The 25,840-nt window shown below is 41.5% G+C and carries 18 protein-coding genes and 2 pseudogenes; 8 read left to right on the top strand and 12 right to left on the bottom strand.

Annotated features, from left to right (window positions below; translation table 11 throughout):
* Window positions 1-48 precede the first annotated feature (48 nt).
* Together ICL16_RS20530 and ICL16_RS20525 are read right to left on the bottom strand one after the other, a co-directional pair.
* Complete coding sequence (locus ICL16_RS20530) at window positions 49-1,266, bottom strand: tetratricopeptide repeat protein (protein WP_190831341.1); 1,218 nt, start codon at window positions 1,264-1,266, stop codon at window positions 49-51.
* Window positions 1,188-2,972, bottom strand: coding sequence for an AAA-like domain-containing protein (locus ICL16_RS20525; protein WP_190831339.1), 1,785 nt, complete (start codon window positions 2,970-2,972; stop codon window positions 1,188-1,190). Before ICL16_RS20525 ends, ICL16_RS20530 begins: the two co-directional genes overlap by 79 nt.
* Before the next feature lie 410 nt (window positions 2,973-3,382).
* Here ICL16_RS20525 and ICL16_RS20520 point away from each other — a divergent pair, with 410 nt between their 5' ends.
* Both ICL16_RS20520 and ICL16_RS20515 read left to right on the top strand, forming a co-directional pair.
* On the top strand, window positions 3,383-3,814 hold the full coding sequence (locus tag ICL16_RS20520; RefSeq protein WP_190831337.1) for a hypothetical protein: 432 nt from the start codon (window positions 3,383-3,385) through the stop codon (window positions 3,812-3,814).
* Between the two features lie 161 nt (window positions 3,815-3,975).
* A pseudogene (locus ICL16_RS20515) lies at window positions 3,976-4,563 on the top strand (HetZ-related protein 2); the annotation flags it as partial.
* On the opposite strand, the gene ICL16_RS20510 reads toward ICL16_RS20515, so the two are convergent.
* The 4 genes from ICL16_RS20510 to ICL16_RS20495 form a co-directional block, all read right to left on the bottom strand.
* Entirely contained in the window at window positions 4,561-5,796 is a 1,236-nt protein-coding gene (locus ICL16_RS20510) for a sulfite oxidase (RefSeq protein ID WP_190831333.1), read from the bottom strand. The pseudogene ICL16_RS20515 and the gene ICL16_RS20510 sit on opposite strands and share 3 nt — an antisense overlap.
* A 197-nt stretch (window positions 5,797-5,993) precedes the next feature.
* Window positions 5,994-6,434, bottom strand: coding sequence for a putative toxin-antitoxin system toxin component, PIN family (locus ICL16_RS20505; RefSeq protein ID WP_190831331.1), 441 nt, complete (start codon window positions 6,432-6,434; stop codon window positions 5,994-5,996).
* Complete coding sequence (locus tag ICL16_RS20500) at window positions 6,424-6,651, bottom strand: hypothetical protein (protein ID WP_190831329.1); 228 nt, start codon at window positions 6,649-6,651, stop codon at window positions 6,424-6,426. Before ICL16_RS20500 ends, ICL16_RS20505 begins: the two co-directional genes overlap by 11 nt.
* Before the next feature lie 145 nt (window positions 6,652-6,796).
* The gene (locus tag ICL16_RS20495; RefSeq protein WP_190831378.1) at window positions 6,797-10,321 is read right to left on the bottom strand and encodes a caspase family protein; all 3,525 of its coding nucleotides are present in this window, start codon (window positions 10,319-10,321) and stop codon (window positions 6,797-6,799) included.
* 313 nt (window positions 10,322-10,634) lie between these two features.
* Here ICL16_RS20495 and ICL16_RS20490 point away from each other — a divergent pair, with 313 nt between their 5' ends.
* Window positions 10,635-11,411, top strand: a complete 777-nt coding sequence (locus tag ICL16_RS20490) for a spherulation-specific family 4 protein (protein ID WP_190831327.1) — start codon at window positions 10,635-10,637, stop codon at window positions 11,409-11,411.
* Between the two features lie 223 nt (window positions 11,412-11,634).
* On the opposite strand, the gene ICL16_RS20485 is transcribed toward ICL16_RS20490, so the two are convergent.
* The 6 genes from ICL16_RS20485 to ICL16_RS20465 form a co-directional block, all read right to left on the bottom strand.
* The gene (locus ICL16_RS20485; protein WP_190831325.1) at window positions 11,635-12,228 is read right to left on the bottom strand and encodes a hypothetical protein; all 594 of its coding nucleotides are present in this window, start codon (window positions 12,226-12,228) and stop codon (window positions 11,635-11,637) included.
* 228 nt (window positions 12,229-12,456) lie between these two features.
* The gene (locus ICL16_RS20480) at window positions 12,457-13,572 is read right to left on the bottom strand and encodes a HigA family addiction module antitoxin (protein WP_190831323.1); all 1,116 of its coding nucleotides are present in this window, start codon (window positions 13,570-13,572) and stop codon (window positions 12,457-12,459) included.
* Window positions 13,565-13,900, bottom strand: a complete 336-nt coding sequence (locus ICL16_RS20475) for a type II toxin-antitoxin system RelE/ParE family toxin (RefSeq protein WP_190831314.1) — start codon at window positions 13,898-13,900, stop codon at window positions 13,565-13,567. The genes ICL16_RS20480 and ICL16_RS20475 overlap by 8 nt, the downstream gene beginning before the upstream one ends.
* 180 nt (window positions 13,901-14,080) lie before the next feature.
* Complete coding sequence (locus tag ICL16_RS45840; RefSeq protein WP_238360871.1) at window positions 14,081-14,656, bottom strand: WD40 repeat domain-containing protein; 576 nt, start codon at window positions 14,654-14,656, stop codon at window positions 14,081-14,083.
* A 27-nt stretch (window positions 14,657-14,683) separates the two neighbouring features.
* Complete coding sequence (locus ICL16_RS20470) at window positions 14,684-16,519, bottom strand: ATP-binding protein (protein ID WP_337907093.1); 1,836 nt, start codon at window positions 16,517-16,519, stop codon at window positions 14,684-14,686.
* A 282-nt stretch (window positions 16,520-16,801) separates the two neighbouring features.
* Window positions 16,802-19,006 carry a caspase family protein gene (locus ICL16_RS20465; protein WP_238360870.1) on the bottom strand — a complete coding sequence of 735 codons (2,205 nt, stop codon included), beginning with the start codon at window positions 19,004-19,006 and terminating at the stop codon, window positions 16,802-16,804.
* Between the two features lie 235 nt (window positions 19,007-19,241).
* Here ICL16_RS20465 and gatB point away from each other — a divergent pair, with 235 nt between their 5' ends.
* From gatB to ICL16_RS20440, 5 genes and pseudogenes are all read left to right on the top strand, one after another.
* On the top strand, window positions 19,242-20,717 hold the full coding sequence (gene gatB / locus ICL16_RS20460; protein WP_190831312.1) for an Asp-tRNA(Asn)/Glu-tRNA(Gln) amidotransferase subunit GatB: 1,476 nt from the start codon (window positions 19,242-19,244) through the stop codon (window positions 20,715-20,717).
* Between the two features lie 581 nt (window positions 20,718-21,298).
* A complete protein-coding gene (gene argJ, locus ICL16_RS20455; RefSeq protein ID WP_190831303.1) occupies window positions 21,299-22,609 on the top strand; it encodes a bifunctional ornithine acetyltransferase/N-acetylglutamate synthase in 1,311 nt (436 codons plus the stop codon).
* Between the two features lie 180 nt (window positions 22,610-22,789).
* Window positions 22,790-23,215 (top strand): annotated as a pseudogene (locus ICL16_RS20450) (RpnC/YadD family protein); the annotation flags it as partial.
* An 875-nt stretch (window positions 23,216-24,090) separates the two neighbouring features.
* Entirely contained in the window at window positions 24,091-24,789 is a 699-nt protein-coding gene (locus ICL16_RS20445) for an acyltransferase (RefSeq protein WP_190831294.1), read from the top strand.
* Between the two features lie 87 nt (window positions 24,790-24,876).
* Window positions 24,877-25,836 carry a glycosyltransferase family 2 protein gene (locus ICL16_RS20440; RefSeq protein WP_190831292.1) on the top strand — a complete coding sequence of 320 codons (960 nt, stop codon included), beginning with the start codon at window positions 24,877-24,879 and terminating at the stop codon, window positions 25,834-25,836.
* The last annotated feature ends 4 nt before the right edge of the window (window positions 25,837-25,840 follow it).

The raw sequence follows: 25,840 nt of genomic DNA, 5'->3' as shown, positions 1-25,840 counted from the left end.
ATCTGAAAAAATCATACTTTTTAAGTATATTTCGTGAGGTAAATGGCATCAATTAGCTACATTTGGTTGGACGCGCTTTTGTGCATCTTTAATCCAATTACGCTCATCGGGGTGTTCAGGATCTCCAAATTCAACGCATTTACGCCATTGTCCAAGGGATTCTGACTTTACAGCTTTACCTTCAAGGACTTGAGCCAACAAACAATGTGGGGAACCATACTCGTATTTTAAAGTTAAAGCGATCGCTTGACGTAGCGGAACTTCTGCTTGCTCATAGGTAGCTTTTCCCTGTCGCGCTAGCTCCAATCGCGCCCAACCCAAATTTTTCAACATGGTATACTTTTGTCGATCTGTAAGAGGTAGTTTTAAACCATCTGAAAGTATGGCAACAGCTCGGGAATATTTTTTATCAAGAATGTACAGGCGAGCTAATTCACTGTATGCTTGAGGAAACTTTTGGTCTTTGGCATTTTCGTAATTATTGTAGGCGCTATTAAAATCTTGCAGGTCTTCGTAAATTCTTCCTTGGGTATAAAGAGCTTCTGGATAGCCAGGTTTAATTAAGAGTGCTAAGTCATAAAGCTTTTCGGCAGTTTGTAAATTACCAGCATAGTAAATTTCTAAGGCAAAGTTGTTTAACAAAATTGCTAGAGATTCCGAAGTGAAAATAATTGGGATGGCACCGATCATCAAGCCTGCAATTATTGAAGCAAAGCCAAGACGTGCGCTTCGTTTGACTTTTCGTTGCGCCTTAACCAAATTCTGCTGCGCTCCTTTCTCTTGCAGCAGAGCGATTTCTGTTCTCTGCTGCGCCTGTATTAATTCCATTTCTTGGCTAGCAACTAAAAATTGATAATCTTTATCACTCAAACTTCTCCCATTCGCCCACGCCTTGGCGAAGCCTAAATCATCCCCACACAATAAATGTGCAGCATCGCGTCCCGAAGCTTCCCAAGCAGCAAACGCTTCCGCATATGGTCTCATATTTTGTAGTTCCTTTTCAACCCAATTGCGATCAAAAACTAACTGGTAAATGCTGTTGTAAACTTTAAGAGTGCCTTGCTGCTTGGTGACTAAACCCGATAACCGCAATTTCATGATTTCTAAACTGTCATCAACGGTTAATTCACCCTCAAATAAAATTTTTTCATACATCCCTAATGCCCAACACGCGAGTTGCTCGTTGTTCAAGATGTGATCGCGTATGGTTTGTAAGTGTTGTTGTTTGTCTTGTGCCAACCAATTTTCGAGAATACGCGATCGCACGATTGCTGCAACGCAGTCAGCCTCAGTTCCGGGAGCAATGGGTGATGAGGAGGATACAAGCTACAAACCCATTGGGTAAGAAACGGCTGTCCACCCGTCCACCCTAAAATAGAAGCAAGCACCGCATCAGGATTACTGGTAATACCAACTAATCCTGACGACAGTGGTGTTGCTTCCTCCAGTTGAAAACCAGTTAATTCAATCGCTTGGCTTTCAATATTAAATGGAGTATGTTCTTTGTCTGCAATTAAGTCCGCAGGGGTAGCAACTCCCAGCAGTGCAAAAGTGAGGCGGTTAAATTTTGATTTGTCGGCTCGTTTGTTATAGCACGCACGCACAAATGCAAAAAAATCGTCTTTGAATTCTAAATTTAAAACGCTATCAATTTCATCAACAAAGATAACGATATTTTGCGTAATTTGTTCAAGTAATATCTCTTCGATAAACTTAGTCAATCGTTGTACTGGATGAATCAAATTGTAGTTGTACCACCAGCCTTCAAGGTCGATATCTAAATTAAATTCGCTGACTAAATTGGTAGCAAAACCACCGTAGAATTCATCTTCCGTTACTTCGTAGAGGCATAGTTCGCGCATTTCAGATGCAACACAGGCAAATCCTTCTTTTTTCAGGCGTGCCATTGTCTGTACAGTCATATCTTGGCGTGCTACTACCTGTATAGCTGTGGCTGTAAGATAGGGGTGTCCTCCTACCATTGCCATTAGTTGTTCAAGTTGTGTATTTCCCCAGTTTAATTTATACTGAATAGCCAAATCTTGCACTTGCTCGGCACTAAAGTCTGTTAATTTAATTTCAGTGCCTGCATTAAAGGGTGACTGATTGATATTTAGCTGGGTGTAAACTTCCGTATGCAACACTAATAACCGAAGTTGTCGCCAGAGTGGTTTAGTCTTGGCGTCTTCATGCCAAGTTCGTAACATTCCCAAAAACTCTCCCGCAATTTCCCCATGCACAAAAAGTTTGTCAACCTCATCTAAAGCGCAAGCAACAGGAGTGTCTCCTGGCAAGAGATACTTTTCAAAGTAGGTTCTGCATTTGATCTTGCAGTTACCAAGACTTTTGCGCCAGTGTTCTTCCACAGGTTGCGTCAACGAGAGTGTCTCGGCAATGCTGGTAATAAACCACTGCAAGAATTTATCCAAGTTGGTGAAATCTTCTGCGATCGCGTCTCGCAAGTTCAAAACTATTGTACGGTATCCTTGTTCTGCCGCGTGGTGCATTACCCGCGACATCAACTCAGTTTTACCAAACTGCAACGGCGCTTTAACTCGCAACAACGCACCTGGTTTGCATATCTCCTCATAACAGCGAGACTCTATGGGGGGACGTTCAATATAAAGTTCCCCGGATTCTGGTGTTTTTGGCAATGGGGTATGTTCGGGAGTTACTATGCCGCTCTGTTCGTCAGGAGTCAGTTCGCTTTTCTTGCCTTGTTTGTACCATTCCCGTTGCAACGCTTGCCGAAAATTCGTCTTTTTAACTTCTTCTCCCAGCACTTCAGATAAGTTGTTCCATAATTTACCACCAACTTCGCCTACGTACTTAAGAGTCAGATGGCATTCTGCGGCGATCGCGTCATAAGTTTTACCATCCCAAGCCCCGCGCAGCACCGTTATTTCAGCATCGCCTAGATGTTTTTTAGTCACTTGAAAAACCAAAGCATCTGCCAAGTTTTGCGCCTGCATCTAGGTCAATTCTAATTCTGATTTCATAAATTTTAGTAACCCCAAAATATTTTTCTTTCTTGCTGCAACCCAATATCATAGGATATTTTCACTACTTACTCCCATCATATTCCGCTAATTATTTTTTAAATGTAATCTGCTTATTTAAATATTATTGATAAATTATCATAATTTTTTGCTTCCGTCACCACAACTGTACAAATACCCGGAAAAAACCGGATTTTTTCCGTAACTTTATTTATTGCCCAAATTTTCCGGTTTTATAAGGATGAATTGTTTATTTAATTACAAATAAACAACCCGCTTTTTTCCTGCTGACTATTAAAAAATAATCAGTGATTATAGAGACATACAAGAGGCGAACAAATCAAACGCCCAATGTTTGTTCAGTTGTACAAAAAGGAGTTTTTATGAATTACAGAATCTTTGTTGAAAGTATTAAAGTTGAGAAGGATCAACGCACAAAACTGGTAAATTTCGAGGGTTTTCTGGAGTTAAGAGGGCAGTTTACTGCTTCAGGTGTAGCATCAATATACCCTCAGAATGGTAATTCCGATCCTCGTGCGAACATAAAAGCAGAACAAGGTGACACGATACCTGTTAATCTGGGAATAACTAATGTCGCCTTTAGCGGAACGAGTACCATAGTACCAATCAAAGCTGAATTGTGGGAACTAGAATTTGGAAGTCAGGGTAATGACGATTACGGTGTTAGAGAAGACAGTATGATACTGGATGGTTCTAGTCGTGTGACAAAAACAATTCCTGTTGACATATCTGCAGACAATTCAAAAGAGAGAGGGGGTCGTGTCCTTGTTACTTTCGTAGCAGAAATGCAATAGTTAAGCAACAAAACCTCTAGATCTCTAGACATAGCAGTAGAGACGTTTCATGGAACGTCTCTACAAAGATTGCAGACAAGGCACAATTAAATTCGGTCGATGTCTAATGACAAATGACTGTTTGGACTTTTCAAGTGTGCAAGGGATAAAAGGGAGTTGTAATGTCAACTTTAAAACAGGGTTTCTTTGAATGTAATTTTACGATGGCAATGGAAGCGGAAAAACTGGCACAATCTTGGCGATCGCGATTGGCAGCAGAGTGTCCAGAACAAAGTTTTGCTAACAGGGAAAGTATAATTAACTGGCTTCTCTTAAGTAACCTAAAGCAGGATGAGATACTCAACCCAAAGGAACAAGAAATCATCCAGCAGGAGATGGAGTACCGCTACCAGATTTTACGCCAGCGTTACTTGGGGATTGCCAAAGAACGTGCTTATCGCAACCTGATAACTCGGTTGGCAATGGTGACATTACGTCATAAGATTCAGGCTTGGGTAGCCTTGAGCCAAGATCGCCAGCGGATGGTGCTGGATATGTTGCAAGAAATTATCCAAGAATTACTGCAAAGTGATAACTACATCCAACAGCAAATGGCTTGCATTACAGAATTGACAACAGATGATAAGTTAAAGAACGCCCTGCTGTTTACCAGTATAGAAGAGTATTGTTTGCGCTCAGTACACAATCAACCGCTACTCGTTTATCACCTGATCAATTATTTGAAAAAAAGCAAAAAAGATGAGCTTTCATCTGACACTTACTGGATGGCTGACAACCGCCCCGTATAAATATCCTTTTTCATTAAAGGGAACATCCAATGGCTGTGTATTTCCTCGATCGTCCGTCGCCCTAGCCCGCAAATTATAGTTGCCAGGGTGAGCTTCCCAATCTATATCCCAGCGAACCCACGCTTGTTGAAGGTTTGGCTTGCGTAACCGTGCTTGTTGCCAAGTTTCCCCACCGTCTAAACTTACCTCAACAGAGGCAATTTTTCCAAAAGCAGACCATGAGCGCCCACGCAGTAAATATTGTCCTGCGGAAAGCTCGGCATCCCACGCCAACTCGAAAGCACTCTTAACGACTTGTGTGGTAATAATTGTTCCCAAAGCCGGAGGTTCAGGTGGGTAGTCAGATCCAATTAACACATAATCTTCTGTGTTCCAGAGCGAGTAGAGAGGCTCCTCGGAAACTTCAATGCGCCCAACCCATTTGATACTAGCAGCACCAAGCCAGCCAGGAACCAAAACCCGAACAGGAAATCCGTGGTCTGGTGGTAGAATTTGACCATTCATGGCATATACCAGAAGTGTATCATCATCCAGTGCCTTGGCGATCGGCATTGGTCGGCGTCCCTTAGATGGATCTAAGCCCTCTGGCATCACATCTTGGGCAGTGGGTTTTAGCCCAGAACGCTCCAATACCTCCCGCAGCGGAACACCCGTCCACTCAGCTACACCAATTGCTCCCAGCTTCCACTGTGTTCCGGCAGCCCTTCTTCCCTGTACAGTATCGAAAAAACTCCGCCCGTTACCCGCGCACTCGATCGCTCGGATCACCGAAACTGAGGGTAGAGAAAGGAGTTCATTGTAAGTAAACTCCCTCGGATGTGAAACACCGGAACCTTCTATTTGTAATCTCCAGGTATTTTGGTCTATATGTGGGGTGCTACTATTGTTGCGAACAAAAAACAACTCGTTGGGAACCAAGTAACCACGGTTGTACATTGCTTCCCAGCGCATTTCTTTGTTAGAGCCGTAGTCATAAAATAAGTCCGGTGGAGTCGGCTTGACTACGACTTCATTTGCCATAGCAGGCTTGGTGTGAAGTAGGCGCGGCAACCCACTAATTGCTGCTCCTGCACCCACCATGAGTTGAAGGAATCGCTTGCGTGAAATCCCATTAGCTTTAGCTTGCTGCCAAACAAATTCATCTGCCCTAGCTTGTTTGTAAGCTTGCTCATTGAGTAGATCTTTTTCCCGCATATCCCTCCTAGTAGCAAATTGCCTTCACGGTAATTTCAGATAGAGATATTATTTCATCTACTGGGAAGAATGTTAATCAGTCTAATGGCTCCCCATCACATACTGAAGTAATTAAAAACAATGGCATTGTTCTAACTCCACTGTTACAAAAATCAAGTAAAAATACCTTACCTAAAGATTTCCTTTGCAGCGTTATGTTATGCGTGTTCTTGAGCATCGCTTTGTGTAAACCTCTGCAAGAAATCTTCTGGCTTCAATATGCAAACCTCACCAAAGGGGTTGAGTACAAGCAAATCTTCATCACCACTAACGATAAAATTTGCCTTTCCACTTAAAGCCAGTTCGATGAACTTATCATCTTTGCCATCTCGACACACCTGAACTTCTTCAGTTGGCTCAACTAAAATTGCCCTTTCTACCAATGCCTCTAAAAACTCTTCTTTTTCCTCACTCGTCACGTAACGATCAAACTTAGGACGACTAAGTACTTCGTTCAATTCTTCAAGCGTCTGTTTTGACAGTAAAATATCTCCTCTTTTCACAGCAAGCCGAAGAGCTTGCCCTGGCTTTGAATTCCTAAACAAGAGCGCACTGATTAGAACATTTGTATCAAAGACAAAGCGTGCTTTACTGCTCATTCAAAATTGATTCTAATATTTCTGGAGTCAAACCTCGTGCTTGCGCTTTGTCGCTGATGTCGTTCATTATTTCCTCAAGTGTTCGCCTCTGTCGAGTCACTTCTCGCAATTTGAGATTGAGGATAGCATCCAACTTCCGTTGTCGAGCAGTTGATGCCGACTCATAGGCTTGAGCCACCTCGGCATCAACGCTGATTGTAATTGTCCTAGTTTCCATGATGCTCCAACCCTAAGTACTGTCTACTATTTCTTCGATTTTACAAATAATCAGCAAAAATATCTATGTCCGGCATAAACGGCAGTTCCCAATGCTTATTAGTAGTTGATTAAAGCCTGCGCAGGCAGGCTTTGTTTGTATAGCCTTAGGCTTCTAGCCTAAGAGCCATAACCAATGCCTCCAATCCCGCCTTAGTTGTAAAATAGGTGAGGTGATCGCAGGCAGTATCTGGTAGCAATATCTTGGGTTGAGGATCTCGCCTTGCGCTCACATTTTTAATACTATCAAGAGAAACAGCAATATCGTTAGGTTGCGCAAAAAACGCCAAATCAACTACTTTGTCCACAGCTTTACCATACACCTTACTGAGTAATCGCTGAAGTGGACTAGTTTGCTGTTTATCTGGTTGAATTTCCAAAGCACCTTTAGCAATTGAGCGATCGCCTGCCACAATCGTATAAGGAACACCAGGATCTGGATTTTTAGCAAGTTCTTTCAGAATATCAGAACCTGGTTTCATTTGCTCTAGGGAGTAGTCATTTGCTTCCAAAAACTGTAGTAACAAAGCTACCACTTTCGTCGGCCAAACAATTGCCGAAAGTTGATTTAACCCAATACAAAGAAGAGTGAAAACCCAATCTTGTACTTTAGGCCAAGGTGAACCAGCATTGGGTGTACCCAGCATTACCAAGTGTTGCACAACTTGATTACCACCTTCCCGCTCGATAAACCAGCGTGAAACCAACCCACCCATTGAGTGCGCAATAATATGCAATTGTTTACCATGATTTGGTCCCAAACCTACTTCAAGCAACCTTTGCCCTAATAGCGCTGCATTTTCCTGAATCGTAGTTTTGATATTCTCATAATCAAATGCCAAAACTAAATCGTACATTTCTCTAAGAGGACGCTGTTGCCCGTTGACTTCTACTATTGCATTTTCGATACTGGGAATCATACTTTCAGTATCCCCAATAATACCATGAATGTAGAGGACAATTTTTTCAGCTTTGGCGACTAATTCTTTAACTTTCTCTTTATCTTTTTCGTAAATTACTTTGTCCTGTTCTACATTTGCTACCGCTAATATTGGGTAAGAAAAAGTTGATATCCCCAGTGTTTCACTAGCTACTTTCTCAAAGAAAATTTTGATTGAATTCTGCAAGCTGCGGCTATTAGGTGATAACGTCATTGGTTCTGTTAGCCGTTCTATAGTAATCTCAGTCTTGCCATTTTCTGTCCTCAATCCTTGTCCCAAGGGTAAGAAAAATTCTCCATCATAAGCTAAGGCTAGAAGATGTTCATTATCTGCTAGTGGTTTATCAACTAGTAATTTGAGTGGGCTTTCTTTAGTGACAACTTGATAATTGTGAACGTTACTTAACTCTAATGCACTTAATCCAGGATCGCTACCTCGGCTGTTAGTAAATTGGAAGGATTCTGTCACATAAGGTTGTTGCCGCAAAATAGCAGGTAAAATCAAGTTACCTAAATCTCTACTTGCTTGTGGTACGGTAGTTAGGTTCACTTGCGCTTGCAATTCTGGATGACTTTGCACCTCGACTACACCAGTTTGTAAAATAGTGCTACGATCGCTTTGAATTGGTTGGGCATCAGGCGAGCGCACAATAGTGATCGTAACTTCCTTAGTCATCCAATCATCAAAACTTCCTCTTGCTCTCACCGGTTCACGAGAATTAACCCCAGCCATCAATTGATCGAGCGTACCTTCGTAGTTACCAACATCTCGTCTAGTTTCAGGTGGATTTAAACCATCTTGTTCTAGTAAATCAGCATGAAATTCTGTAGTGCTGACAATTAGCTTAAATACCTCTTTATATTCAGTTATTCCCTGTTCTAAATAAGCATCGGGAATGATGAATGTAAGATCGTCATAGCTAGAAACAGTACCTGTAGGCGCAAGTCTTACGCTACTTTTCTCCTCAAAAAATGGTACCGCCACAGCATAACTTTCTGACAAATCTAGTACATTGCAGAAGAGAGTTTTGTTGCTATGATTCGTTAATTTTACTTGAAGATTTGGTGGTATCCACTCACCATTTTCATAAGTGTATTCTACACGCATTTCTGAACCAGACAAAGATTCAAGCCTTCCCGAAAGCGGGACAATCTCTATCTGTAAGTCATCCGCTTTAATCCTACTTGTTGCTGGGGTACTAAGTTCCAGAATATTATGCCAACGGGCAATATGTTCTAAGCGGAAAATTGCTTGTGTTGCAGTATCATCGCTAAAACTTGCTTGATGTACATCTTCGGGAATAGGAGCAACTACAGGACGGTTATCTTCAGGTTGTGTAATCCAATACTGTCCATTCTCGGTTAACAGGTGGTAATCAGCATCTTTCGGTTCAGTTACTTGACGCACGTACAATGAAGGTTTACCGCCAATTGTAACAGTTTGTAGTGCTTGCTGTGCCAATTCTAAACCAGCAGCATCACCTTTAAAGTAAACTTTTAGGGGTGACAAGGGTAGGCTAGTAACTACAGCGTAATAGTTGGAGTTTTGAGATATTTTGTCACTACCACTAATAATTTCTACTTTGCTTTTATTTGGCAGCACTTGCGTCACTTTCACTTCTGCTATAGCATGTGATAGTTGGCGCAACTGTTCTGCTTGACTCCCAATAGGAAAGATTGCGAACAAGATATCGCTACCATTAGCTGGTTTAGGCATCCCAGTGAGAGCGCCACCATCAATTACCCAACTATTATCTCTTGTGCTGTAGGTCAAATTGAAGTATTGTGGGCGTTCAGGAATTGCACCACCTAAAAAAGCTTTTTCTAACTCAGTGCGATCGGTTGCACCAACTTGCGGCGATTGTTCTTTAACTTTACCGCTAATCAAAGCGTTAATATTTCTGGCTAAATCTTGATAGGTGATGTTACCATTAGTGCGTTGGAGTGTTTGTAGTAAGAAGTAAGAAAATACTCCTCGCCGTTGACCATCTTCTCCTTTATATTCTTTCGCTAGTTCATAATCTCGACAAGCAGAAAATACAACATGTCTTCCTTTAGGTAGTACAATACTTGTTCTTTTCTCCTCTAAACTGCGAGTGGAATTTAAGATTTCATCTAATGCGGCTCGATCTTGAGCAAAGATGAAACTGCTTAAAGGGCGTTCCCGTGAGTCAACAGGCGATCGCCGCACCTTGATTTCCGGCGATACATCTCTAGTTCCCGAGCCAGAGTGACAGCAGTCGAGAATAATTAGTACATGAGGGTTCTTCTGTGCTATCTTAGAGATTAAGTAAGATAGTTCTTTATCTGCTAAATCGCGACTAGTTTCAGTACGGCTATCATAACAAACTAAAGTTTCATTTAAACGGTCTGACTCAATAGACCAAAACTCGTTTGGCGCATTTTCTTGCGCACCATGACCAGCATAGTAGAATAATACAACATCATCACTGCCAGCGTTGCATAAGTGTTGCTCAAAACCTTTGATGATTGCCGCACGAGTAGCTTGTTCATTTTTAAGTACCAATGGTTGCAGTGTCCATTCGCTATTATTTTGAGCAACTCGTTCTTGAAGATAAGTTTCTACTGCTGTGATATCATTTACACAACCATCTAATGGAGGTACAGCAGGAATTGATGCAGGATCGTATTTGTCAATTCCAACTAATAGTGCATATATTTTCTTACTCATGGTAGTTGTACCTTTTTGAATTGGTTCACTTTGCAGATTATCAGACATGAGGTATCTTATTCCCTGGGATTCAAATCCCAGGCTAATAGCTTAAGTCCTCTTTTAGAGGACTTAATACCAAAATCTCTGCTATTGTTACTAGATGAAAGATAAGTTGACTTATGCAGCTTACAGCTATTTCCTACAGTTGACAGTTAACCGTTGACGCTGAGCTAAAGTGCATAAGTGGATTTTACTTAAACCTATTTAGGGCTATGGCTATGAGGATTGATGTTCTCTAGCTGGAAAACCCTGACAAAGTTGAGGCAATACCATGAAATTATCTAAACAGATTGTGGCATTGAGTTTAATGGCTGTCTGTGCGTCACTAGGTGTGATTAATTTTGCTCCCAAAGCTGAAGCAGGTCTTTGCCAAAGTATTTCTATTCCTGCCTATTTTTATCCAGGAACTTATTGGACTCAGGCATCTGCTGCAGCATCTAGAGTTGGCGTGATGGTAATGAATCCTAATAGTGGTCCTGGCACAGCAATCAACTCCGACTATGTTAATGCTGTAAAGAATGCACAGGCAGCAGGTATAAAAGTTATTGGTTATGTACCTACAAACTATGGAAACCGTAATGCGATCACTGTTAAAGCAGAAATAGATCAATATAAAACTTGGTATGCAGTGGATGGTATCTTTTTGGATGAAGTAGCTACGAGTAGCAATGAGCTTACTTACTACACAGATATAACCAATTACATTCGTAGTAGAGAAGGCACCTTAGTCATGCTCAACCCTGGTACTGTTCCAGTAGAGAATTACATAAAACTGGCGGACATTACCATAATATTTGAAGATACTTATAGTAATTACCAAAACTGGCAAGCACCAGCTTGGCTATTTAATTACCCCGCCAATAAATTTGCACATCTTGTACATAGCACATCTGACACTACCCAGATGAATAATGCCATTGAATTAGCTGTTAAGCGAAATGCAGGCACTATTTATGTAACTGATGATGTTTTGCCGAATCCTTGGGATACTCTTCCTACATATTGGACTAATAAATTAACTGCTATAACAACGAAATGCAGTGCCTAAGTATATTATGGATAGTCGTACTAAGACAGCCAAGCATCTTTGTTCGTGTCAATCAAGTAGATGCCAATTATGTGCAAGTACTGCGCGAAAATAGATTGTGGGTGCGGCTTGCTGCTTCCAGCTATTTCATTCTATCCACGCTCACCCAGCAATCAATTCCTGGGCTAATAGCCGAAGTCCGTTTTAACGGACTGAAAAACATCGCTAAGGTTAAAATTGTTGTTCAAGGTTTATCGATCACTGAACTGAGTATTCCTAAGATCATATCAGCTTGCTTAATAGAGTACTCTGCTAGGTCTATTTTTACCACATTGTTTTCTAACATCATAAATATCCAAACAGTACCTGTTGTTATTGTTCCTAGTATCGGACGCAGTGGGTCACCGTTAAATATCTGTGCTGCCACCATTGTGGCTAAACACTGACCTAATCCTTCACCAAGGTCACTTTTTTTAGCTTCTACCACTACAATTACAGGCGACCTAATAGCTAAAAATTCTGGCGATTTGGTGATGAGAAAGTCACAACGCCCATTCAAACCACGACTTTGGTCTACCGTAAAATCAGACCCTGAGAAAATATTTAATTGAGTTGGTGCAGACCTAACTAGTTCAGCAAGTAACGGAAATACTAGCGCTTCCGATCTGAGCTTTTCGCTGCTAGATAAACCTACAAATTTTATGTACTCAACTAGCGTTTGTTTATATAAGGAGCTTGGCTCTTTAGGTTTGATATTACTAAAAATACCTTCGCTTTCTTCAGTGGTCAAGTTGAAAGTATCTAGAACTTCACTGAAACTAAAATCTCCGTAACTCATAATCGTAAAAATTGATTTACCTTGAGCTTATCTATTTCCAGTTTAATACTTTCTTTAGTTGCCATTATTTTTTTGCTTTGTTGCAGTTTAGGATCATCTGGATATTTTTTATTTTACATTGTGAGTATCGCACTCATTGCTTCAGGAACGATGAAAAGATAGTTTCCTAAAGGTTTGGTTGGCGATCGCATTCTTGTTTCTCTCGAGGAATGCTATTATTTACTAGCCTCAATCAAGTTCCGCTTCAAACGCCCACTCCAACCGTTGCTTTAAGTCATTCCAATGACTAGACGGTAAAACTCCATCATGCTGAAGTCTCCCAACTAAAATCCCCGGTGCAATGCCAATTTCAGTCGCAAACTGCAAAATACCTGCTTTACTCTGTTGTTGTCCTGATACCAGGAAACGCTTTAACTCAGTAGGGGGGATGAGAATATCCGCAGCGAACTTATCTGCGCCTTTCTCCTTGTCGTCTTTCTCAACACCTGGAACGCCTTTATCCTCAAGGAAAACATCACGCTTGCCATGCAACAAAATATGACCTGCCTCATGGAAAAAGGCAAACCACAAATGGTCATCAGTCTTGTAGCGAAGGCTAAGTTGAATCAGTGCTTTGTTAGGATTCAACCAACGAGTTGCTCCACAAGTTCGTGTTTTAGGAAGTTGCGGCACAAAAACTACAGCTACACCAGCTTCAGCACATAATCTTACCACTTCTGGCTGGAAAATCTCTGGTGGTTTTACTGTCAGAGTGCGAATTTGTTGCAGTGCCTCTCTAAATTTATTGGCGTCGTAAATGGCACACTTAATCTCAGCTGCTTCAATTTCTCCCCGGCGCAGCCAAGCGATGACATGACCAAAGTCACTTTGGAATACTTGAGATTTGCGAAAGTACACATGAGTGCTGCTCCATACTTCCTCCCACTGTTCAACGGAGGCGACGGCGAAAAAATTTAGCACGAACCGTAGTTGCTCAACTTTGTCTTGACAGCGTTGAATCCAGCCAAACTTAACCATAGCTTGAACAGGAATTTGTTTAAGCCACGCTAGTTGCTTTTGCAAGCGCTCTTGTTCTTCTGCCCGAACTTTTGCCTCTTGGTATCGCCGTTCACGGTTATTCCAAAAACTAGCAGGAATACTTAATACTCGCTCTAACTGCAATGCCGTTTCTGGGGTAATTGCTGCTTTAGCGTTAATAATTTCATTAATCGTTTTTTTTGGTCTACCCATCCGTTCCGCCAGTTCTGCTTGCGACATCCCACGCTCTTCAAGGACTTCTTGAAGAGTTTCCCCTGGAGGAGAAACATAATCTGGTTTGTACTGATTTTGGATCGTGTTACTCATGGGTATCCTCTATGCCGAGTATTCTAACAGCAGTTACTTTATTCCAATCAATGCCACCATCTGGTTTGGTAGGGATCGGTTCATCTGCTGGCTCAAATATAAGCCGATACGGATGATCCAAATCCAAAGATAACTGACCTGCGCGGTCATGAAGCAATTCGTGGCAACGTCCGGGAAGATTTCGCATCTCCTCAAGTACGTTGACATCTTCCAAATCATCAAGCCTTCGCCGAATACGTTTTGCTCGATCTGCACCGTGGTTTTTCTCTAGCAGCCTCTGGTTATTACACTCTTTTTCAAGTTTTTTGTTTTTAAACACTATATCCATCTTAGCAAATGTTTCACAAAAGTGATTAACCCTAAAGGTTAACAGACTTTTTGGTTAGCTTTACAAGCTAAAATTGGATACATTGCAGAAACATTGAAAAATTTTGTACGCATAAATTTAACCAAACGGTATTAAAGGCGATCGCACTCGTTGCCCCAACGATGCCGATTAACTAGTTTTCTACCGATTTGGTAGGCGATCGCACATATTGCTAATTTCAGCATCGGCATCGTTGGGGTTAGTTTTGAAATACTCACGGATGAACGCACACCCTTCCTTGCGTAAATAATCAAAATTCCATTTCCACAGTCTCACCGTGTTGTCATAACTAGCCGTTGCCAGCATTTTCCCATCCGGGCTGAAGCTGACGCCCCTAACAACTTTTGCGTGTTCTCCCAAGGTGTTCGGTGCTGCGACATTGTGAACTGTATGCAGTAATGCCAGTTCTACCTGTGTGCGTGTATCAGCATCTACCCAAGGTGTATGTTGCATTTGCACAACAGCTTTTAAACTTGATTTGAGAGATTTTCGCCCATCTAAGTTCAAAAGCGCATCTGAAGTATTAGTAAGAGAATTAATTTCACTTATGGCGGCACTCCACCACCCAAAACTAGCTACCCCAGCTAAAATTAGAGTTACCGCAGAGAAGCTACCTAGTGCGATAATTGTCAGTTGCCTTCTGTGATCGCGTTCTTGTTTCTCCCGTTCCCGTTGACTTGCGCTAGCCTGAATAAAGTCTTGCTCCTCCTGCGTCATTTCCAAAGCGCGTTTGTACAACCAATCTTATGCTACAGCCAAAGGAACACCTCGCAATAAAGCCCCAGAGTCATGGTTGCTATTTTTCCACTCCAGCATTGTCACTTTTAACCGTTCTTGCCAAACGCGAAATTGACGATTAGCATTCATCCAGTTGCGCAAAGTTATCCATTCCCGAATCAGCGCTTCATGAACAACCTCCACCGTATCTTCTCCTGACTTATCATCGCGTCCCGTGACAACTAAACGGGCTTGATATCCTGCTAGATAACTTACCAATCCCCAATTCTCTTCCCCAACTTCTTTGCGAGTAGCTAGCCGCCTGGTGTCCTCAGTTCCTTCCCCCGGACGCACTAATTGTACAAAAACTCCCTGTGCCTGCTTTTGCTCTGTTTGGCTAAGTTGATTATAAACCTGCTGGGCATGATTAGCTAATGCCTTTTTCACACCGCCAATCTCATTATATGCCTGGTGAGTTAACATCCGGTTTTGCTGCTTTGACCACAATCGGGTAAGCGCAAATTCCAACAGTGGTAAATTCCCCGGTTCAAGTCCGACATCATCCAGAATTCGCTCTTGTAGTTGTGCTTCAAATTGAACTTCTAGCTTTTGTGCTGGTAGAGTGATCGCCGCTTGTAGTTCCTCCCGACTCATAGAACTTACTAATTGGGGTGTAAACTCCTGCAAGGCATCACGAAATGGACGGTAGGAGAGAACATAGCCGTAGAAGTCAGCGCGTAAAGTGAAAACCAGTGTTATAATCTTCTGATGAATAGCTTCTAACAACATGTCAGCAAAGCGTTCTTGTTCTTCCTTTTGGCAAAGAGTGTAGAGTTCTTCAAATTGATCTACAAACAATAGAAAACGTTTATCTAGGTTACGTTCTTTAATACGAGATACCACCTGCTGCAAAGTCACTTTACCCTGCTGTATATCTGCTGCTAGTCCTGCCGCTGAGCGCAATTTTTCAGTTTCACTAATTTCTGGTTCTAATTGACGCACTAATGCAGAAGCAAGGTGATAAAATGGTTGATTACTAGGACGTATTGATTCAATTAGCCAGTTTCCGTCACTTCGCAATTGTGGAATCAGTCCGGCAAACACCACAGAAGATTTACCACTGCCAGAAGGACCAATCACAGCTACCAAAGGTTGAGAGTGAGTTGTTTGCACTAAGCCATTCACAAACGTCTCTCGTCCAAAAAAGAATGCTGCATCCTCTTCCCCAAATGCCGACAATCCTTGGTAGGGGTTGGGAGGAATGACTTCTGTTTGGGGTGCTGTGGGAATAATTAACTGTTTTTTTCTCAGTACCGGAGTTTGCTGCTCCAAAAAACCGATCATTTGAGAACAGCCAAGCTCATAGGCAAATTCTACCTCTTCCCCGGCTGCGATCGCATCGTAAAAAGCTACAGCAAAGGCAACAGCTGCTTTATCTCCTACTGTCGAATTCATGCCAATCACATAGTTGACATGTTGGCTAATTGCTTCTGCTTGCACTTGAGAGTAACAAGCGTTCAAAAATACACAATTAACTCCTTTAGTGGCAAACAGCTTAAACATACTCCCTAGTGCTTCTGCGGAGATTAATGCTGGCTGTCCTGTCTCATCATCTAAAACGATACCATCTTCTCCAGCACCGTGTCTGCAAAAGTGAACAATTTGGGGCTGATAATCTAACATAGCGCGGTAGAAGTCACGCGATCGTACTGCCCATTTTTGCTCTAACTTAAATTCCTCTCGTTTGTTGGCACGTCGTAATCCTTCATCAATTTCCCGTACCTCTTCATCGAGTCGTAGCCTTGAGGTACTTGTGGGATTTGCTGCCAGAATTAAAATAGTTTTGATATGGTTGTTATTCACAAAGAGTTTGAAATAATTTTGATAATTTACTTGACTTGTCGCAAAATATTTGATCAAATAATTTTTAACCAAAGATAAACACAGATGAACACCCAGTACAGTTCGGTTAAGCATTTTCATCGTCGGGGAGATCCCCCCCTGCCCCCCTTAAAAAGGGGGGTTTTGTGTCCCCCTTTCATCAGGGGGGGTTGGGGGGATCAAGTCTTATCAGAACCGTATTGGATGAACACTGATAATAATCTGTGTTTATCTGTGTTTATCTGTGGTTTTATCTCAAATTGTTTACTCCTTCACAACAAGTTTCAACTGTTCTGTTGTCCATTTTTCACTGGGATAAGCGGCAGCACTCACCTCTCTATTTGGAGGTTGTTCACTGGCAACGGCTGCTAATAATTCTTCGAGTGGATTATTTGCTCTAAATACTTGTGCTCCTTTCAGAGGTTTGTCTAATGCTGGTAATTCAAGACACCGGAAGTTTGTTGCTCCAACTGTGGCAAAAACTTTGAGAATGTCGGCACTTTCTGTGTATCCTTCAGGAAGGCTTGTATGGATGCGAACTAGTTTCTCTCTGTTGGGATCTAATGGTTCAAAGGCTGATGCTCCTTCTGGGTGGATCTGGGAAATACTCCAATCTGGTTGAATTGCTAGTACTGTAATATTGAGGACTTGGGTTGATTCGTTGCGGATACGCAGTATTGCGTATTCATCATCTTCAATGGTGGGGACGTTACCTGGAGCGTTGATTGGTAATAATTCACCTCTATTTTCTCCCGTTCGGCAGATGTCTACTTTTAGTTTTCCTACTAAGGATGATGTTGGGTCGTTGTTGTCTAGCTGTAAGGTGGCTTGATATTTGGATAGATGTACTAGACGTTTGACGATGTTAGCGGCAGCATTCGGTTCGCCTACTTTGAGTGGAGGGCGCAGATTAATTAATTCTCCACCTGCATCAAGAATTTCATATTCTCCTTCAGTGTTGACGGATACTTGATAGGTAACAGGTTCATCGCTTTGCTCGTCACTAGATAAGAATTCTACCCAACCGTTGCCTTCTATGTTTTCTTTCCGAGTGACTGCTGCTAATGCTTCTTGATAATCTATTCCTTTTGGTAGTTGCTGATTTTCTAAAGGCTGTAACAGGCGTACTTTCCGCACCAGTTTGATACTAGGAGATAGTAGTAGAGCAGAAGCACCATCTTCAATGGTTCCTTCACTGAGGGTTGGTGGAGTCTGAGCAGCTTGGGCAGGAGGAATATAAAGACGTAGGTTGTTGCCTGGTTTTTCTTGAAGCAGGATTTTGGTAATTTCCGCAACAGATTCTTCTGCACGCACTTTGATAACTTTAGCGAGTGCGACTCGTTTTTCGGTTTGAGAAAAGTCGGTTGTACCTAATTGATAGATGGCAAATTCTGCTCCTTTGCGCACACCTTGTGCTTCGCCTATTTGCAGGATTACCTGATTTTTGGCTACATCTACTTTCTTGACAAGAATGGCAGATTGTGGTTTTGTTGATTTACCACCAAAGATTAAGCGATCGCTCTCTCCTTGCAGCATCGGTGTTTGTTGTTGAAATTGACTGTTTACTTTTGCGAGGATGCGATCGTGTAGTACCTTTAAGCTAGAATCAGTTCCCAATTTTTCTAATGAGTCTAATAACCAGTAGGTCAAAGCACCATTGCTTTCTCTACCATTGAATGGGTACTCACGGGCTAACTCATTGTCTCGACAAGCTGCCAATAAAACATATCCTTTGGGTTCAGGCAACCAACCACTAGCCGCTGTAACATTACGAGTGTTTTGTTGCCCTTGTGTTAACTTTTGCCAGTTTTGAATTAATTCTTCAGTAGATGCTACTAAACTATCTGTTGGTCGCGGTGTTGTGTCTATAATGTTGTTGGCAAGACCACGAATATTAGAATCATTGACTCTTTCTCGCGTTGCACCTCCAGAATGGCAGCTATCCAGCACCAGTGTTACCACTAACCCTTTATCTACCATATTTTGTAGAAGTTTCGCCAATTCTAAGTCACGCAGATAGCGAGCTTCTGAATTGCCAATATCGGTAGGAACTAGTGATTCATCCACACCATAACTTCCTTTCAACTCTGGATAACTTGTTACTGAACGTCCACCATGTCCAGAGTAGTGGATGTATACTTCGTCTTGGGGTTGTGCTAAATCAGTAAGTTGCTTAAATTTAGCTACAATATTATCATAAGTTGGTAGTTGCTCTGGTGGCTCTAGTGGCATGATGCCGTCGGTATGAGAAGCTGTTAGTTTGAGGATATGTGCTTGGGGTACTTGCAGTTTCGTTCTCAAGAAAGATTCTACATGGTTAATGTCACGCACGCATCCACCAAGACTTTTGTAAGAAGAACCATCAGGTAATGTATTTGGTAAATAACAATCAATACCTATTAATAAAGCAAATAACTTAGCATTATTTGTATCAAGTTGAGTTAGCTCACGCTGCATATGATCAGACATTGCGGAATTATCTCCTAACAAGGTCAATAAAAATTACTTTACTACAACTCTTACTAGGTGAAAAATTAGTAAACTTATGCAGTACAGACGCTCCGGCGGAGCGTCTCTACGACTGACGACTGTACAGACGCTCCGGCGGAGCGTCTCTACGACTATCGGATAACCGTCAACAGAATTAGCCAATAGCAGTTTAAAATAGAACCCTGAAAGAAGATAAACTAAAATTAGAGATTTTATGACTTCTACTGCACCAGTAAAAACTGAGTACGAAGCGGTTATTGGTCTAGAAACCCATTGTCAACTCAGTACCAACACTAAGATTTTCTCTACTAGCTCAACGGCATTTGGTGGTGACCCTAATACTAACATCGATCCGGTGTGTATGGGTTTGCCTGGTGTATTGCCTGTACTTAATGAGAAAGTACTAGAATACGCTGTTAAAGCTGGTTTAGCTTTGAATTGCCAAATTGCTAAATATAGCAAATTTGACCGGAAGCAGTATTTTTACCCTGATTTACCGAAAAATTATCAAATTTCTCAGTATGACTTACCCATTGCTGAGCATGGATGGTTAGAAATTGAGTTAGTTGATGCTGACGGCAACCCAATGCGGAAAAAAATTGGCATCACTCGCTTGCACATGGAGGAAGATGCCGGAAAATTGGTACACGCAGGTAGCGATCGCCTTTCCGGTTCGACCTATTCTTTAGTAGACTACAATCGGGCAGGTGTACCCCTGGTAGAAATTGTCTCAGAACCAGATATGCGCTCTGGAGAGGAAGCTGCTGCATATGCTGAAGAACTGCGTCGAATTATGCGCTACCTTGGTGTTAGTGATGGCAACATGCAAGAAGGTTCTCTACGTTGCGATGTCAATATTTCTGTACGTCCAGTTGGACAAGCAAAATTCGGCACAAAAGTAGAAATTAAAAATATGAACTCGTTCAACGCCATTCAACGGGCGATTGAATACGAAATTGAACGACAAATTGCGGCGATAGAAGCAGGCGATCGCATTGTACAAGAAACTCGCCTCTGGGAAGAAGGCTCCCAACGTACAATTAGTATGCGCGTTAAAGAAGGTTCCAGCGATTACCGCTACTTCCCCGAACCAGATTTAGCACCAATTGAAGTATCAGAAGAACAATTACAGGAGTGGCGCAGTCAATTACCGGAGCTACCAGCACAAAAACGTCATCGTTATGAAAGCGAGTTAGAGCTTTCCGCTTACGATACACGAGTTTTGACAGAGGATCGCTCAGTTTCTGAGTATTTTGAAGCCACAATTGCCGCCGGCGCTAATGCCAAACAAGCTGCTAACTGGATTACTCAAGATATTGCCGCTTACCTAAACAAGCAAAAACTCTCCATTACAGATCTCGCGCTTACACCGATAAATCTGGCGAAGACTATTACTTTAATTGAAAAAGGCACGATCAGCAATAAGCAAGCCAAAGACAAGCTTCCAGATTTACTCAATGGTCGTTCTCCTGATGAAGTTTTCAAAGGAGAAGAGAAAATCTCTGATGCCACTATACTCGAACCAATTGTCGATCAAGTCATCGCCGCAAATCCTAAAGAACTGGAAAAATACAAGAGTGGTAAAACCAGTCTCAAAGGCTTCTTTGTTGGACAGGTTCTCAAGCAGACTGGGGGACGTGCCGATCCTAAATTGACTAACGAATTGGTGGAAACGAAGCTCAATGGCTAATTGTTCATGGCTAATGGTTAATTGTTCATTGCTATTAACCATTAGCTATTAGCCCTTAGCTCTGTGCTACGCCCCATGCTCCATTCCTTCTTAGTGTTTTCCCTGATATTCTTCACAATAACTTCACATAAAAATCTAAAAAGAGGGGTGACACCCCCCATGCCATTAGTGATATACTCTGGTATGTAGATGCACCCTGATGATCTGGAGAGCTGACCAAGTGGCTCTCCTTTTTTTTTGCCCAGTATTGATTTGCCAATGTAGAGACGTTCCGATGGAACGTCTCCACCCACCATGAAACGTCTCCACGCCAGAATTTCTAGTGGAAATATTAAAAAAACCTAAAAAGGGGTTTGACCCCTCACCCCCTCGGTGCTATACTTTGTTATGTAGATGCACCCTGATGATCTGGAGAGCTGCCCAAGTGGCTCTCTTTTTTCTATTTAGTCATTGGTCATTGGTCACAAAGGACAAGGGACAAAGGACAAAAGACTTTGAAAAAATGACACCGGACGAATGACTTGGGACAAAAGCTTGATATAATCTCTCCTCATGCAACTAGTAGTTGTGGGGGATGAATCATGACAGACTGGCAAGAAATTAGTGGTGGTGTGACAGCACCGAAAGGATATCAAGCAGCAGGAATCACGGCAGGATTGAAACCTTCAGGATTGCCAGATTTAGCTTTAATATATTCACCAAGTGAGGCAATTGCGGCTGGTGTTTTTACCACTAGTCAAGTAAAAGCAGCTTGCGTAGATTATTGTCGTCAACGGTTGCATGCTAAGCACAGTGCGCGTGCTATTCTGTGTAACGCTGGACAAGCAAACGCAGCCACTGGTAGTCAGGGGTGGTTTGATGCCCTAGAAAGTGCCATGAGCTTAGGGCAAGCGCTAAATATTCCTTCGGAATCTATACTACTAGCTTCTACAGGGGTAATTGGGCGGCGAATTCCAATGGATATATTAAAGGCAGGAATTCCCAAACTAGTAGCAGCGCTATCAGAAACAGGATCGGATGCAGCAGCGAGTGCGATTGTAACCACTGATTTAGTAACGAAATCTATTGCACTAGAGACAACTATAGGCGATCGCCCGGTACGAGTTGGCGGTATTGCCAAAGGTTCGGGGATGATTCATCCTAACATGGCAACATTGTTGGCGTTTGTAACCTGTGATGCAGCAGTATCTCCTTCTTTATGGCAGCAAATGTTGAGTCGTGCCGCGCAAAGAAGTTTTAATTCCATCACTGTTGATGGGGATACTAGTACAAATGATAGTTTGATCGCTTTGGCGAATGGACAATCTCGTACCCCAGCGATTACCGAAATGGGTGCAGAAGCAGAAAGATTAGAGGCAATGTTAACAGCAGTATGCCAGCATTTAGCAAAGGCGATCGCTCGTGATGGTGAAGGTGCAACTTGTTTGGTTGAAGTGCAAGTTAGTGGCGCACCTGATGAACAATCTGCCCGTCAAATTGCTAAAACCATTGCGGGATCTTCTTTAGTTAAGTCTGCCATTTTTGGACGCGATCCGAACTGGGGACGGATTGCGGCAGCGGCAGGGCGTGCTGGTGTGCCTTTTGAGCAAGAAAATCTCAAAATTCAGTTGGGGAATTTCTTGCTGATGGAAAATGGTCAACCTTTACCATTTGATCGTACAGCTGCAAGTGGATATTTGAAGCAGGCGGCGGCTGATTCTTCTCTACCAAAGGATGTGGTGGCGACGAATATGAGCAATGATTTGTCAGGGGAACGTCGCTTTCCTACGCAAAGGTTGGATAATCCGGTGATTATTGCGGTTAGTGTTGGTAATGGTTCTGGTTCTGGTAAGGCTTGGGGTTGTGATTTGAGTTATGATTACGTGAAGATTAATGCGGAGTATACGACTTAAGAGTATATAACCGCCAAGACGCCAAGGACGCCAAGAGAGATTAATTTCTTGTAGGGTGCGCTCTTGCGCTTTTTAGGCGCGTGTTTTTACTAATTACTCGTCTAGCGCCGTAACGCACCATTCTATGATAAGTAAATTAAGTCTCACGCAAAGGCACAAAGGCACAAAGAATAAGGAAATATGGCGAAAGCAGCAGATATCGGTGGGAAACGTTTGATTAGTCTGGCTCCTGATGCTTGGGTAAAATGGGTAACGCAATCCCCCGATGTCTTAGCACAAGAAATTCTTGCTTGTGAGTTTCAATGGATTAGTCGGGAAAGTGATGTAGTTGTAAAAGCTTACCATCCGCTTGGCATTTTTTTAGTATTGAATGAGTTGCAATTACGCTATAATACTCGTCTACCTCTAAGAATGCGTGCTTATGCAGCACTCGCACAAGAAAAGTACAACCTACCAGTTTATCCAGTATTAATTAACATTCTGCCACCGCCCGACACAGTGCAAATTGTCAGTAGCTTTGAATCGCAGGTTTTGGGATTGCAAGCACGCCAAGATTATAAAGTGATTAATCTCTGGGAAGTAAATGTAGATATAGTCTATTCGCAAGCAGATGGAACAAAGTTTGCAGGCTGCTCAAGATAATTTAGAAACTGCATTGTGTTTGGTCGCGCTCGCCTCCGAATCTATTGTTCTACCCAAGAGCGATAGGCGTGTACTGCTTCGCGTCCCAATTAATCTCATAATGAGAATTAGATTTGTAAATATTTTGTATACTTTTTGTAAAATTTATATTAAGTTGAGCCAAATCTAGTGCTATTTTACTTTTTCCTACATTATATTATGTACATAGTAAAAAAGTTATGTAAAAGTAGTTGCAAAGTAGTGAAATTGTCTAAAAGCTAGCGCTACTCTGAACTAGAGCCGCTGAGGTTACTCATATGTTCATGCTAGATTTTATTTTATCAACCTTCCAAACTCACATTAAGCAACCACTTTTAAAGGGTAAACTTTTTGTTGAATATAAACTTGTAATACAGAAAGTTGCTGCTGTAAGAATTCCAGGTGGTTTGACTCCACCTTAGATAGATGGATTTGAATTTCTTTCCTGGTAGAGCATAAAGGCATAGACCCAATGTTATCTAGCCTTTACGGAGAGAATTTCGATATAGTAGGTATTTTTGTTTATTGCTAATAAAATTCAGAAGTCTTCACTATACATTTTTATAGTGGACGCATTACCTAAGTTTTTAAATTAGCTTTAAGAACTTGGTTAATTTGTAATGACAATAACTGTAAAAATAGCCAATTTTCCTACTTTGTGAAGAGCTTAGATCTTCAAAGCTTTGCCCTGAATAGTTTTAGGTGAAATATCTGGGATTTAGCTTCCAGCTTTTTAATAAATTTAACTGAAGAGTGAACACTTCAGTCAAAATCAACGTGATGTCGTGACGTTACACAAAATTATCAGAAAGGAAATACACATGACTTCAAGAGATTTTTCTTCAAAATGGGTGCGTCTACAAGAGCTTTTAGTAATCACCTTAGTAGGAGAGTTACCAACAATTTTGTTAGGACCAAAATTGCGAAATTTATTGTATCGTAATATTTTTCACCATATAGGTAGCTCAGTTTATATTCAAGAAGGCGTTGAATTTATCGGTACTTCTTCTGTGGAAATTGGCAATGGAGTTCATATTTTCAAAGGAGTTCGTATAGATAGCAGAGGACACCAAAACAATAGAATTTGTCTAGAAGATGGAGTCGCTATTGAGCGTAATACTAATATTGGTTGTTTGAACAACTCTTATATAGAAATAGGTGAAGAAACTTTCATCGGTCCTGACGTGTGTATTGCTGGTCCTGGAGACATTAAAATTGGCAAGCGGTGTCTAATCGCAGCACATACAGGAATATTTGCCAATAATCATAATTTTTCCGACCCTAGAGAACCAATTAAATACCAAGGTATTTCTCGTCAAGGAATTGTGATTGAAGATGACTGCTGGCTGGGGCACAAGGTAACTGTACTAGATGGAGTGACTATTGGTGAGGGTAGTGTCATTGGTGCAGGAGCAGTTGTTACTAAAGATGTTCCCCCTTACTCCGTCGCAATGGGTATACCTGCAAGAGTAGTCAAAAGCCGAATTGACAAGCAACTGGTGAATAATTCCATTGACTAAGAAATAGAAGCAACTTTCAAGCAAAAGCGTAGTAGTACTTTTCGCTTTTTCAACCTGTCGAACTCATATTAAAATAGAGAAGAACCTATGACTCAATTACTTACTATTGCGATTCCGACTTACAACCGTGCAAATTTACTTGATCAACAACTGGCGTGGTTAGCTAGGTCAATCAAAGGTTTTGAATCTGTGTGTGAAATTTTGATTTCTGATAATTGTTCAACCGATGATACGCCCAAGATTGTAGAAAAATGGCAATCAGTTTTTCACCAAACAACATTTGAATACAACAGGAATCAAGAAAACATCGGCGCGGTGAGAAATATCGCTTCTTGTATTCAATCTGCTAAAAGTAAATTTGTTTGGACAATTAGTGATGATGACAAAATTTTTGATAATTCCATATCATATATAGTTAAGACTTTAACAGAAGATCCAGATCTAGGATTAATTATTTTAAACTTCTCCAAAAGTGATGCAAAAACAGGTCAAGTTTTTGAACAACGTTGCTTTAATGTAGAAAAGGATTTAATGAGTTCGGATGGTAAAGAGGTATTTGAAGTTTGTGTAGAACAAAGTACGGGAGGAGTAGGGCTAACAACAGCTTTAGTATACAAAACAGATTTGGCAAAATCTGCTATAGCAAGTTGGACTTCTGGTTTAAATAACTTGGTAGTTCAAATATATTGGACTGCTTTTTGCGCTTCCAAAGCTGGTGCTTTAGTCACTAAAGATAATTATTTAGAATGTGTTGCAGGCACTCATTATTTTATGCAAAAGCCCAAACTTCTAGTCACATTAGAATATGCAGACATACCTGAAGTGATGCTCAAACTTAGGGAAATAGGATTTTCTCATAGTTTTAGTCGGAAAATGGTTCTCATGTGCTTTGCCAAGTTTAATTGGAGAGTCTTTGTGGGAGCCTTAAGAAGATGGCCTGTTGTCGCTATTCAAGCAATGACACGTTACCTAAGTTATGTGTACTTATCTACCTTAAAATCTTCGTCAAATTCTTTATCGATTGCTCCTAGTATTCAGGTTAAGTAAGTAG

Source organism: Iningainema tapete BLCC-T55 (assembly GCF_014698965.1).
GTDB classification, from domain to species: domain Bacteria; phylum Cyanobacteriota; class Cyanobacteriia; order Cyanobacteriales; family Nostocaceae; genus Iningainema; species Iningainema tapete.
The sequence above is the reverse complement of the archived record's forward strand: the minus strand, read 5'-3'. Positions and strand labels throughout refer to the sequence as shown.